Raw genomic sequence first — 11,815 nt, 5'->3', positions numbered from 1 at the left:
AAAGCGTTTCGCTCTCCGCCGGGTTCGTGCCCGATCCGGTGACGGTCGAACTCTATTCGGGCGGCGGCAATCAGGCCTCCGATCTGGGAAGTTCCTGCGTCGGAACGGTCGGAAGCAGCCCGGATGTCGTGCTGAACTTCAGCTCGGCCGGCGGTCGCCTTGCCATCGGCGTCCTGTCCGGAAGCGACACCAGCCTGGTGATCAATGGGCCGGATGGCCGCTTCTACTGCAACGATGACAACAGCGGCCTCAACCCGGGCCTGGTCTGGGGTCAGGCCCCCAGCGGCCAGTACGACATCTGGGTCGGCGCCGTCGGCGACCCGGGCCCGGCGACCTTGATCATCACCGAAGGCAGCCTCGACTACTGATCTTTCATCCGGACTGATGATGCCCGCCTGAGCGAGAGCGCCCAGATTTCCCGCCAGCCCGCGTCATGCCGATCCATCAACGACCATAAAATCGAAGGAAACCAGCCCATGCGTACCGTGCTTCTCGCCTCCGCCGTGGCCGCCGCCCTTATGGCCTGCGCCGCCACTTCCGCCGCCGCCCAGAACCCCAGCGCCGCCGCCACCTCGGGCGGCATGCGCGCCCGCGCCGGCTTCACCCCCGATCCGATCCGCGTCAGCATCTATTCGGGCGGTTCGGTCGACGCCTCACGCCTCGGCGGCGCCTGCGTCGGCATGATCGCCAGCGCCCCGGACTATGAGTTCACCTATACGGCCGGCTCGTTCCCGCTGAGCTTCGGCGTCATCTCGAACGGCGACACCAGCCTGGTCATCAACGGCCCGGACGGTCGCTGGTACTGCAACGACGACGCCGAGGGTCTGAACCCCATCCTGACCTGGGGCCGCCCGGCGAGCGGCTCCTACGACGTCTGGGTCGGCGCTGTGGGCGAGGCCGCGTCGGCGACCCTGCTGATCTCCGAGTCGAACTAGTCCATCGCAACGGCAGAGCCGGGCCGTCCAAACGGGCGGCCCGGCTCTGCCAGCAGAATCCCCGTCTTGCGTTTCACCGGCGTCTCAGGAGACCCGCCCCCATGCTTACCCGCTTTTCGGGCCTGGCCGCCCTTTGCACTGTTGTTCTCGCAGGCGGGGCTTCGGCCCAGGAGTACGTCGAGCTGACCGGCGGCTTCGGCCCCGATTCCCACAATGTCACTGCCTATGCCGGCGGGGATATTGATGCCTCCACCATCGCCGGCGGCTGCGTCGGCATGGTGGGTGAGAGTGACCAGGTCACCCTGTCCTTCACCGCCTATGGCGGCCCCCTGATCATCACCGCCTATTCGGAAGCCGACACCAGTCTGGTCGTCAACGGCCCGGACGGTCGCTGGTACTGCAACGACGACACCGACGGCCTGAACCCGCAAGTCCGCTGGAACACGGCGCAGAGTGGCGTCTACAACGTCCGGGTCGGCGCGGTCAGCTCCAGCGCCCAGGGTGTCCCGGTCGTCGTCGCCTTTATGGAATAGCGGTTCAGCCCTCGATCCAGCGGGGCATCCAGCCCTCGTGGATCTCCCGCAGATGCTTCAGCGGGATGCTGAACAGGTCGGTCGAGGCGAAGGCGTCGCCCTTGGCGTGACCGACCACCGAGGCGTGCAGACCCGCTTCGCGCGCCGCCGCCAGAATGTCCTGCGGGTTCGGGACAGCGACCAGGTAGCGAGCCTGGTCTTCTGCGAACAGCAGGACATGGGCGTGGGTCGCGCTCGATGCGTCCAGAACCACCCCGACGTCCGAGGCCAGGGCAAGGTCCGCCGCCGCGCCGACCAGACCGCCGTCCGACAGGTCGTGCACGCAAGTCAGGCGACCGCCCTCGATCATCCCGCGCACGAAATCGCCGGTCTTGCGCTCGAGCTTCAAATCCACCGGCGGCGGCGCCCCGTCCTCGCGGCCCAGAACCTCGCGCAGATAGATCGAGGCGCCCAGTTCCCCGTGGGTCTCGCCGATCAGGACCAGCGTATCGCCCGCCTCCATGGTCGAGAAGCCCGCGACCACATCGTAGTTGGTCAGCAGGCCCACGGCCCCGACAGTCGGGGTCGGCGGAATCGCGACGCCATTGGTCTCGTTGTAGAGCGACACGTTGCCGCTCACGACCGGGAAGTCCAGCGCGCGGCAGGCCTCGGCCATGCCGTCGATGGCGCGAACGATCTGCCCCATGATCTCGGGCCGCTGCGGATTGCCGAAGTTCAGGTTGTCGGTGATCGCGATGGGCAGGGACCCGACCGCCGTCAGGTTGCGCCACGCCTCGGCGACGCATTGCTTGCCGCCCTCGTAGGGATCGTTCTGGACATAGCGCGGCGTGCAGTCCGAGGTGACGGCCAGACCCTTGTCCGTGCCGTGAACCCGCACCACGCCTGCGTCCGCGCCGGTCGCCGAGTCCTGCAGCGTATCGGCCATGACGTGGCGGTCGTACTGTTCCCAGATCCATCGCTTGGACGCCATGTCGGGACAGGTCAGCACCTTGAGCACCGCGTCTTCCCACACCGTCGGCGCGGGCACCTCGCCCGGAGACAGGCGCGGATGCAGCGTCGGCTGGACCCACGGCCGATCGTACAGGGGCGCGTCGTCGAATAACGGCGCCAGCGGCACGTCGCAGACGACCTCGCCGTGGTGGTTCAGAATCAGACGGCCGGTCTCGGTGGTCATGCCGATGACGGCGGCGTCCAGGCCCCATTTCTCGAAGATGCGGTACCCGTCCTGCTCGCGGCCCGGCTTCAGCACCGCCAGCATCCGCTCCTGGCTTTCCGACAGCATCATCTCATAGGCGGACATGCCGGTTTCGCGCTGGGGAACGGCGTCCATGTTGAGCTCGATCCCCACGCCGCCCTTGCCGGCCATCTCGACCGAGGACGACGTCAGGCCCGCGGCCCCCATGTCCTGGATCGCCGCCACGGCGCCCGAGGCCATCAGCTCCAGCGTCGCCTCGATCAGCAGCTTCTCCGCGAACGGATCGCCGACCTGCACCGTGGGGCGTTTGGATTCCGACTCGTCGTCGAACTCCGTCGAAGACATCGTCGCACCGTGGATGCCGTCACGGCCGGTCTTGGATCCGAAATAGACCACCGACATGTTCGGTCCCGGCGCGGCCGAGTAGAAGATGCTGTCTGCCTTCGCCAGGCCCACGCACATGGCGTTGACCAGGATGTTGCCGTTGTAGCCCGCGTGGAAGTTGGTCTCGCCCGCCACGGTCGGCACGCCGACGCAGTTGCCGTAACCGCCGATGCCCGAGACCACGCCCTTGACCAGCCGCTTCGTCTTCTCATGCCCGATATCGCCGAAGCGCAAGGCGTTCAGCAGGGCCACGGGGCGCGCGCCCATGGTGAAGACGTCGCGCATGATCCCGCCGACGCCCGTCGCCGCGCCCTGATAGGGTTCGATGAAGGACGGGTGGTTGTGGCTCTCCATCTTGAAGATACAGGCGTCGCCGTCGTCGATGTCGATGACGCCCGCGTTCTCGCCCGGCCCGCAGATCACGCGCGGCCCTGTGGTCGGGAACTTGCCCAGATGGATCTTCGACGACTTGTAGGAGCAGTGCTCCGACCACATCACCGAGAAGACGCCGAGCTCCAGCTGGTTGGGCTCGCGCCCCAGCCGGTCGAGGACGACCTGATATTCAGCGGGGTTCAGGCCGTATTCGGCGGCCAGTTCGGCCATGGTCTTTTCAGGAGCGCTCATGGCCGCGCCTCATAGCGGGACTCTGCCGCGAACCCAAGCGCCCGCCTGCACTCGCCGCAGGACTTCAGGTCGGGGCGCGCCTCAGCCCCATCACGATCACCAGCCCGCCGCCCAGCACCACCAGTGACGCCGCGAGGGACCCGAACGCCAGGACTGCATTGCCTTTGGCCTGCTCCGCCACGAACACGCCCAGCAACCCCCAGGCGACCGGCAAGGGATAGGCCAGCAGCCGCGTGCGCCAGGTGACCAGCAGGCCCGCGCCGGCCGCCGCTACCACGGCCAGCAGCGCCCATCCGGTCGGCGGCAGAAATGCGGGCAGGTCTCCATTGCCCGTCGCCACCGTCAGCAGATTCACGGGGGCCGCAACGGTCAGCCAGCCGGCCAGGGCGGCCAGCGGCCAGACCGTCATCCAGCGATCCCGGTCGCCCTTGGGCAGTGCGCGGATTGCCTCCGCCTTTCGCAGCAGGGGTATCAGCAGCACGATCAGCGATCCGAAGATCAGCACGATGGTCGCGACCTCCAGGTCCCATGCCGCCGCCAGGATCCACCAGCCGATACCCAGCAGCGCCAGCACCGACGGCCAGCCGAAGGAGCGCAGCATCTCGCTCTCATGCGTTTTGGGCAGCAACTGCCGGACTGCATAGACGATGAGGCCCAGATAGATCGGTCCCCAGATCGCAAAGGCCCAACCGACCACCTTCAACGTCGCATCACTGTCAGCGGCAAACTCCGCCGGCGTCTGGCCCAGGTTCGCGAGTTGTTGCAGCTGACCGATGACCAGGGCGAACAGGGCGCTGGCGAAGACAGCCAGCCTTCGGGTCTGCCGGGACGGGTCGGCGGGAACGAGAGTCGTGGGGGGCGTGGTGCTCATACCCGACACTACGCACATCACGTATCAAAGTTCAGCCGGAACCGGCCGTTCCGGGATACGCTATCTGTCTCACATCCCCCGAACAGGAGAACCGACCGTGGTCGATCCCAAAATTCCCGCCGACATGCCCGATCCGGACACCGAAGAGGTCGAGACCAATCTCGCCTTGGAGCAGGGCCTCGGCGTGGGCGCCCGCGAACTGGCCTCCATCGGCGAATCCGGCGCCGAGGGCACCCTCGAGCGCGACGAGGAGTCTGACGAGGCCTAGGCCGCCGCGTAGATCGACCGGAACAGGGTCGCGCCGTCGGCGGAGCCCAGTTCGGCCTCGAAAGCGCGGTCCGGGTGGGGCATCAAGCCCAGAACATTGCCGCGCACGTTCTGGATTCCGGCGATGTTGGCGACCGAGCCATTCGGATTGTCCACGTAGCGGAACACGACCTGACCCTCGCCTTCGATCCGGGCGAGGGTTTCGGCGTCTGCGAAATAGTTTCCGTCTCCGTTGCCCTGGGTCATGACAACCTCGCGCTGGCCCTGATAGCCGGCGGTGAAGCGGGTCTGGCCGTTGGTCACTTCGAGCGTGATCGCCTTGCAGACGTATTTGAGGCCCGCGTTCCGCAGCAGCGCCCCGGGCAGCATTCCGGCCTCGCACAGGATCTGGAAGCCGTTGCAGATGCCGACCACGGCGACGCCGTCGTCAGCCGCCTTCTTCACAGCCTGCATAACCGGAGACTGGGCCGCCATGGCCCCGCAACGCAGGTAGTCGCCGTAGGAGAAGCCGCCCGGCAGCACGATCAGGTCGAGCCCCGAGGGCAACTCGGTCTCCTGGTGCCAGACCATCTCGACCCGCTCGTTGGTCGACCGTTCGATGGCGACCTTGCAGTCCCGATCACAGTTGGAACCGGGGAAGACGATGACGGCTGCGCTCATGGCGCGGCCCTGTAGCAGGGTTCGCGCGCCGTGTCAGCGCGCCTGAGCGAGAAGGTCGATCAGGCGGCCGCGCGCATCCCCGACCCATGACGGGCGTCTTCGACTCTCGTCGACAGCTGGAAGCGGCCGATCGACTGGCTCAGGACTTCGGTCTCCTGGGCCAGGGCGTGGCTGGCGGCAGTGGTCTCTTCAACCATCGCAGCGTTCTGCTGGGTGACCTGGTCCATGTGGCTGACGGCGGTGTTGATCTCGCGCAGCGCTGTCGCCTGCTCCTGGCTGGCCGCAGCCATCTCGGAGATCAGGGTGCCGACGTGCACGACGCGATTGGCGATCTTGTCGAGGTTCGCCCCCGCCTGACGCACCAGATCGACGCCCAGAGACACCTGACGACCCGAGTTCGAGATCAGGGTGTTGATCTCCTTCGCCGCGCCGGCCGAGCGTTGGGCCAGGGCCCGCACCTCGGAGGCGACGACCGCGAAGCCGCGACCGGCGTCGCCGGCTCGTGCCGCTTCAACGCCGGCGTTCAGGGCCAGCAGGTTGGTCTGGAAGGCGATTTCGTCGATCACACTGATGATCTGGCCCATTTCCTTGGACGAGGAATGGATCGCGTCCATCGCGTCGACGGCCTGACCGACGACCCGCCCGCTGGTCTCGGCGTCGTCGCGAGCTTCGCCGACCACCTCTGAAGCCTTGCGGGCGCCCTCAGCCGAGCGGTTCACCGTCGCGGTAATCTGTTCAAGCGCTGCCGCGGTCTCTTCCAGGCTCGCGGCCTGCTGCTCGGTACGGCGCGACAGATCGTCGGTGGCCTGTGTCATTTCATGAGCGCCGCTGCGGATCACCGATGCGTTGCCATCGACCGACGACAGGGTCTCCTCGAGTTGCTCCATGGCGGCGTTAAAATCGGCCTTGAGCTTTTCATATCCCTCAGGGAAGCGGCGCTCGATGCGGTGGCTCAGGTCGCCGCGCATCAGGTGATCCAGGCCCTCGGCCATGGCCGCCACGATCTGGCTCTGCTGTTCGGCGACGGCCAGTTGTGCCTGTTCGGCCAGGCTGCGCTGGGTCGCCTGGGCCTGGGCCTCGGCGCGGGCGCGCTCCACGATCAGGGCCTGCAGGTCCACGACCGAGCGGCCGACTTCCCCGATCTCGTCCTCGCGGCCCGAACTGGTCAGTTCGACGTCCGTCCGGCCCTGCGACAGGGCGGCCATCTCGTCGTTGAGCACGCCGATCGGAGCCACGACGGTGCGCATCGACAGTCGGATCAGGACCAGGCTCAACCCGACGCCGAGCAGTATGGCGAAGATCATCACCGCGATGCCGCCCTTGGCGAGGAAGTCGGCGCGCGACTTGGTCGCCGCCAGGGTCGATTCGATCTGCTCCGAGATCGCCTCCATACGGCCCTCCAGCTCGACGAAGCTGGCCTTGAACGCGGGCAGGGCGGCATGGGCCGCGGCCGGGTCGCTTGCGGCCAGGGCCACGATCCGCTCGGCCGATGCGATGTATTGCTGCAGAGGCTCGCTGACCTCGTGCAGAGCGCTGATGGTCCCCGGGTCGGTCGCCAGACCGTTGTTCTGCTCGACGGCCTCGCGGAAGATGGCCGAGTGCTCGACCAGGTCGGACCGGATGCCCTCCATGGCGTCCGTTTCGCCGGTCTGCGCGGCCAGCATGGCTGCGAGAACGTCGCTGCGCAGGGCATCATGCATCATGTCGGACTGCATGTGGTTGCGCATGACTTCGGCGATCCGCGCCGAGTCGGCCATCGATCCGCTCAGGAAGCCCGCGATCAGCAAGCCGGCGCCTGAGCCGAGCGTGCACAGGATCACCATCAGCAGGCCGGCGAATTTCACCTTGGAGCGGATAGTCGAGAGCATGGAGTTCCTCCGTTTCTTCCCTTCTGCCTAGTCGGAAAATCCTAACGACCGTCGTTCTGTACGGTAGGTAGCACTACGTATTCGGAAACTCGCGTTTTCTTGAGCTGTTTGCCTGAATATCAGGAAGTGTGGCGGCCGATGTTGTCGACGCGACACCCTTCCAGAACGGATAGCCAGGTTTATGATGTCTATTTCGCGAGCGTGTGTGCCGGTTGCTACAATTATACTGTTGTCATCGACAGCCGTCTTTGCCGGAGTTCCTGATGACGCTCCAGAAGCCAACGCTGACGGCGCGGTATGGCAGTTGCAGTCCGCCTACACTGCGGACGTTATTGGAGTGGTTGATGGCGTCGATACCCCCGCCGGCCGCTTCCTGGACAATCTCGACGTCTCGCTGGACGGCGATCTCGAGCGTCAGTTCGGCTGGCGCGGCGCGCGGGTCCACTTCAGCCTGCTGGCCAACGGCGGCGGTGAGCCGAACGCGATCGCCCAGACGCTCCAGGGCTATGACAATATCGAGGTCGGCTCCCAGGGCGTGCGCCTTTACGAGGCCTGGATCGAACAGAATCTGGCCGACGGAGCCGCTTCCGTGCTGGCGGGCCTTTATGACGTAAACAGCGAATTCTACGCCACCGAGGCCTCCGACCTGCTGATCTCGCCCCCGTTCGGTATCGGTTCCGAACTGGCGGCGACGGGACCGAACGGTCCGGCGATCTTCCCATCGACGTCGCTTGCGGCACGGGTTCGCATCGGCTCGCCGGACGGTCACTATGTCCAGGCCGCCGCGGTGAACGCCCGGGCCGGCACGGTCGGCGACGACGGCGGCGTGGACACCACGATGGACGACGGCATCCTCTACCTGGCCGAAGCCGGCTGGTCCGGTCCCGTGCGAATCGCGGTCGGCGCCTGGCGCTATGGCGAAGGCCAGGAGGACATCCGCGACGTCCTGCCCGGCGGCGCCCCCGCGCTCAGCGACGCCCAGGGCGCCTATCTCGTTGCGGAAGGGACCGTGTTCGAGGCCGAGGACGCCCCGACGGTTCGCGCCTTCGTGCGGCTGGGCGTGTCGGACGGCGACACCACCGACTTCAAGGGCGGATGGCAGACCGGCCTGCGCGTCGATTCGGTTTTCGACAGCCGTCCCGACAGCGCCTTCTCGATCGGCTTCCACCAGGGCCTCTTGTCCGACAAGTCAAAGGCCAACGCCCGCGACGCCGGCGCGACCTTCGGCGATGCCGAGGGCGGAATCGAACTGACCTATGCCGATACCTTCGGACCGTTCACGATCCAGCCGGACCTTCAGTGGATCTACAATCCCGGCGGCGACGAGGACCGCGATCCGATCCTGACCGCCGGCCTGCGCGTGATCCTGACGCTGAGATAGGGCCTAGCCCCTGTTCTCGTAGGTCGCGGTGATCGAGGCCTTCGCCAGGGTGTGGAAGTGCAGGTTGAAGCCGAACACGGCGCCGGAGTTGTCCGGCGTGACGTCCAGCCTCTCCGTATCCACAGCGAAGACCGTGAAGATGTATCGGTGCGGGCCGTGTCCGGGAGGCGGCGCGGCCCCGCCGAAGCCGGGCGCGCCGTAGTCGGTGCGCCCCTCGACCGCGCCTGACGGCATGCGCCCGCCCGCAGGGATTTCGCTGACGTCGGCTGGGATGTTGGCCACCGTCCAGTGCCAGAAGCCGGAGCCCGTCGGCGCATCCGGATCATACAGGGTGACGGCGAACGATTTCGTGCCCTCTGGCGCGCCGGACCAGGCCAGATGCGGAGAGGTGTCCCCCTTCGCCTGCACCTGGGCGTCCGGCAGGACGTCGCCGTCCTTGAAGTCGTTGGAGGTCAGGGTGAAGGCCATGGCGCGCTCCTTTGCGTTCGGCGTCTGAAACGACCGATCGCAAGGAACGGTTGCTAGGCGACCTCGACCCGGTAGCTCTCGATGACCGTATTGGCCAGCAGGGTCTCGCACATCTTCTTCGCCTCGGCGGCGGGATCTTCCGCGCCTTCTAGATCGAACTCGATCAGCTTGCCGACCCGGGCGTCGGCGACGCCGGCCCAGCCCAGCCCCTTCAGGGCGCCTTCGACGGCCTTGCCCTGAACGTCCAGCACGCCGGGTTTCAGAAAGACGTGAACCTTGACCTTCGCCATCAGTGCAGTCCCCCCTGAATCACAGTCGGCATGTCCTTCATGATGCCGAGGCGTTTGGCGACCTCGGTATAGCTCTCGATGACATTGCCCAGGTCGCGGCGGAAGCGGTCCTTGTCCATCTTCTCGCCGGTCGCCGTGTCCCACAGGCGGCAGCTGTCCGGGCTGATCTCGTCAGCCAGGATGACGCGGGCGAAGTCGTTTTCCCACACCCGGCCGAACTCGATCTTGAAGTCCACCAGGGTGATGCCGACGGCGCCGAACATGCCCGACAGATAGTCGTTCACGCGCAGCGTCATGGCCAGCATGTCGTCGATCTCCTGGGTCGAGGCCCAGTTGAACGCCGTGATGTGCTCTTCGGTGACCATCGGGTCGTTGAGCTCATCCTTCTTGTAATAGAATTCGATGATCGAGCGGGGCAGGGGCGTACCCTCTTCCTGGCCGAGGCGCGTCGCCAGAGAGCCGGCCACGATGTTGCGGCACACGACTTCAAGCGGAATGATCTCGACCTCGCGGATCAGCTGCTCGCGCAGGTTCAGCCGCTTGATGAAGTGGTTGGTGACGCCGATGCCGTTCAGCCGCGTCATCACGAACTCGCTGATGCGGTTGTTGATGACGCCCTTGCCCTCCAGCGTCGCCTTCTTCTGGGCGTTGAAGGCCGTGGCGTCGTCCTTGAAATACTGGATCAGGGTGCCGGGCTCGGGGCCCTCGTAGAGGATCTTGGCCTTGCCCTCGTAGATCTTCTTGCGCTTCGAATTCATCATCTGGGTCCCGAATGGGGATGCGCTGTCGCCTGAAAACGAAAATCACGCGACCAGAGTATCGTCTGGGCGGCGCGATCCGGTCTCGAGCTAGGCGGGAAATGGGTCGGGCAGTCCTTAGCGGAATGCGCCCTGCGACACAAATGACCGTCTGAAGCCACAGCGGCGAAAAGTCCGTGGACGGGAGGCCCGCTGCGCGCGTTATCCGTTGCGTTCGTTGACGCCGGGTCATAGACCACCCGGGCGGCGCCGCCACTTTTCTCTGGCCCGCGACGGATGGACTGACGACTGATGACGACCTTCAATGATCGGGAAAAGGGCTTCGAGTCCAAGTTCGCGCTCGATCAGGAGCAAGAGTTCAAGGCCATGGCCCGCCGCAACAAGCTGCTGGGACTGTGGGCCGCCGAGAAGATGGGCCTGAGCGCCGATTCGGCCGAGGAATACGGCAAGGCCGTCGTGCGCGCCGACTTCGAGCAGCCGGGCGACGAGGACGTGTTCCGCAAGATCGCCGGCGACTTCAAGGGCTCCGGTCTGACCGTCTCCGAGGGCGAGATCCGCTCCAAGATGGACGAACTGGCCTCCATGGCCCGCGACCAGGTCCGCGCAGGCGAGTAAACCCCGCTTTTCGTGATCCTCCGGCGAGCGTAGCGAGACCGGGGGACGCAGCGGCGCGCGAGAGCGCGAACCTGTCGCGCACACGCCTGCTTCCAGAATTCTGCCGGGGCAGATCGCCTTCGGCGCCTCCCGCGGTTCGATCGTCGATCGGCCGGGGGATCACGAGCAGACAAGGAAAAGGGCCGCAGCGGGGGGTCTGCGGCCCTTCCTTGATCGGGGGCTGGGGGGATAGCCTCACCCGATGTCTTTTGCGTCTTGCGCGTTATTGAAATGCGGCAGGACGAAAAGGGTTCACCGAAAAATTCAGTCCGGCATCACGACGGTGTCGATGACGTGAACCACGCCGTTCGACTGCAGGACGTCGGCCTGGGTCACGCGTGAGGTTCCGCCCTTTTCGTCGGTCAGGGTGACCGAACCGTCCGGGTTCACATTGACCGTCAGGGTGTCGCCTTCGACGGTGGTCAACTCGACCTTACCGCTGTTGGCCTGGGCCTGGGTGGCCAGATCGGCTGCGGTCAGGCGGCCCGGTACGACGTGATAGGTCAGGATCTCGGTCAGGTCCGCCTTGCCGGCGGGAGCCATCAGGGCTTCGCGCGTGGCGACCGGCACCTTTTCGAATGCGGCGTTGTCCGGGGCGAAGACCGTGAACGGGCCGGGTCCCGACAGGGTCTCAGCCAGACCGGCGGCCTGGACGGCGCTGACCAAAGTGGTCAGGTTCGAGGCCTTGGCGGCGTTGGCGACGATCGTCTCGTTGGGGCTCATCGACGCTCCGCCGACCATCGGATCGGTCGAGGCCGGCGCGGTCTGGGCGGGGGTCGCATCGGCGGCGGGGGCTTCGGTCTCGGCTCCGTTGTTGCACGCGGCCAGGCCCAGCAGGGCAGCCGAGGCGACGGTAAGGGTGAGCATGCGGGTGTTCATGGCGTCTTCTCCTGAGAACCGCCTGTGTGATCGGCGGCGTCAGATGCA

The 11,815-nt window shown here is 66.3% G+C and carries 14 protein-coding genes; 6 read left to right on the top strand and 8 right to left on the bottom strand.

Annotation, left to right across the window (positions count from 1 at the left end):
- Positions 1 to 26 precede the first annotated feature (26 nt).
- The 3 genes from ACW17Y_RS12185 to ACW17Y_RS12175 all read left to right on the top strand — a co-directional run bounded on the left by ACW17Y_RS12185 (position 27) and on the right by ACW17Y_RS12175 (position 1,468).
- Positions 27 to 368, top strand: a complete 342-nt coding sequence (locus tag ACW17Y_RS12185; protein WP_492035960.1) for a peptidase S1 — start codon at positions 27 to 29, stop codon at positions 366 to 368.
- A gap of 108 nt (positions 369 to 476) precedes the next feature.
- Positions 477 to 935: a peptidase S1 gene (locus ACW17Y_RS12180; protein WP_492035959.1), complete on the top strand. Its 459-nt coding sequence runs from the start codon at positions 477 to 479 to the stop codon at positions 933 to 935.
- A 101-nt stretch (positions 936 to 1,036) separates the two neighbouring features.
- On the top strand, positions 1,037 to 1,468 hold the full coding sequence (locus ACW17Y_RS12175) for a peptidase S1 (RefSeq protein WP_492035958.1): 432 nt from the start codon (positions 1,037 to 1,039) through the stop codon (positions 1,466 to 1,468).
- Positions 1,469 to 1,472: 4 nt separating this feature from the next.
- Here the strand turns inward: ACW17Y_RS12175 and purL are convergent, their stop codons facing one another.
- Positions 1,473 to 3,671 (bottom strand): phosphoribosylformylglycinamidine synthase subunit PurL, encoded by a 2,199-nt coding sequence (gene purL, locus ACW17Y_RS12170; RefSeq protein ID WP_492035957.1) that lies wholly within the window; start codon positions 3,669 to 3,671, stop codon positions 1,473 to 1,475.
- A 64-nt stretch (positions 3,672 to 3,735) separates the two neighbouring features.
- Positions 3,736 to 4,542: a TspO-related membrane protein gene (locus tag ACW17Y_RS12165; protein WP_492035956.1), complete on the bottom strand. Its 807-nt coding sequence runs from the start codon at positions 4,540 to 4,542 to the stop codon at positions 3,736 to 3,738.
- Positions 4,543 to 4,639: 97 nt separating this feature from the next.
- Between ACW17Y_RS12165 and ACW17Y_RS12160 the strand changes: the two genes are divergently transcribed.
- The gene (locus tag ACW17Y_RS12160; protein WP_492035955.1) at positions 4,640 to 4,810 is read left to right on the top strand and encodes a hypothetical protein; all 171 of its coding nucleotides are present in this window, start codon (positions 4,640 to 4,642) and stop codon (positions 4,808 to 4,810) included.
- Here the strand turns inward: ACW17Y_RS12160 and purQ are convergent.
- Positions 4,807 to 5,469 (bottom strand): phosphoribosylformylglycinamidine synthase subunit PurQ, encoded by a 663-nt coding sequence (purQ, locus tag ACW17Y_RS12155; RefSeq protein WP_492035954.1) that lies wholly within the window; start codon positions 5,467 to 5,469, stop codon positions 4,807 to 4,809. The genes ACW17Y_RS12160 and purQ overlap by 4 nt on opposite strands.
- 59 nt (positions 5,470 to 5,528) lie before the next feature.
- Entirely contained in the window at positions 5,529 to 7,337 is a 1,809-nt protein-coding gene (locus tag ACW17Y_RS12150) for a methyl-accepting chemotaxis protein (RefSeq protein ID WP_492035953.1), read from the bottom strand.
- A gap of 337 nt (positions 7,338 to 7,674) precedes the next feature.
- On the opposite strand from ACW17Y_RS12150, the gene ACW17Y_RS12145 reads away from it, so the two are divergent.
- On the top strand, positions 7,675 to 8,718 hold the full coding sequence (locus ACW17Y_RS12145; protein WP_492035952.1) for a carbohydrate porin: 1,044 nt from the start codon (positions 7,675 to 7,677) through the stop codon (positions 8,716 to 8,718).
- 3 nt (positions 8,719 to 8,721) lie between these two features.
- Here ACW17Y_RS12145 and ACW17Y_RS12140 read toward each other — a convergent pair whose 3' ends face one another.
- From ACW17Y_RS12140 to purC, 3 genes are read right to left on the bottom strand one after another with little or no spacing between them, the layout of a single operon-like run.
- Positions 8,722 to 9,186, bottom strand: a complete 465-nt coding sequence (locus tag ACW17Y_RS12140; RefSeq protein WP_492035951.1) for a YbhB/YbcL family Raf kinase inhibitor-like protein — start codon at positions 9,184 to 9,186, stop codon at positions 8,722 to 8,724.
- Between the two features lie 53 nt (positions 9,187 to 9,239).
- Positions 9,240 to 9,476 carry a phosphoribosylformylglycinamidine synthase subunit PurS gene (gene purS / locus ACW17Y_RS12135; protein ID WP_425987740.1) on the bottom strand — a complete coding sequence of 79 codons (237 nt, stop codon included), beginning with the start codon at positions 9,474 to 9,476 and terminating at the stop codon, positions 9,240 to 9,242.
- The gene (gene purC / locus ACW17Y_RS12130; RefSeq protein ID WP_309630037.1) at positions 9,476 to 10,234 is read right to left on the bottom strand and encodes a phosphoribosylaminoimidazolesuccinocarboxamide synthase; all 759 of its coding nucleotides are present in this window, start codon (positions 10,232 to 10,234) and stop codon (positions 9,476 to 9,478) included. Before purC ends, purS begins: the two co-directional genes overlap by 1 nt.
- 291 nt (positions 10,235 to 10,525) lie before the next feature.
- Between purC and ACW17Y_RS12125 the strand changes: the two genes are divergently transcribed.
- Positions 10,526 to 10,849, top strand: coding sequence for a DUF1476 domain-containing protein (locus ACW17Y_RS12125; RefSeq protein WP_492035950.1), 324 nt, complete (start codon positions 10,526 to 10,528; stop codon positions 10,847 to 10,849).
- Between the two features lie 303 nt (positions 10,850 to 11,152).
- On the opposite strand, the gene ACW17Y_RS12120 is transcribed toward ACW17Y_RS12125, so the two are convergent.
- Positions 11,153 to 11,767: a fasciclin domain-containing protein gene (locus ACW17Y_RS12120; RefSeq protein ID WP_492035949.1), complete on the bottom strand. Its 615-nt coding sequence runs from the start codon at positions 11,765 to 11,767 to the stop codon at positions 11,153 to 11,155.
- Between the last annotated feature and the right edge of the window lie 48 nt (positions 11,768 to 11,815).

This window comes from Brevundimonas sp. AVps7 (assembly GCF_058681545.1).
Note: the sequence above shows the minus strand (reverse complement) of the source record. Positions and strands in the feature narration are given on the sequence as shown.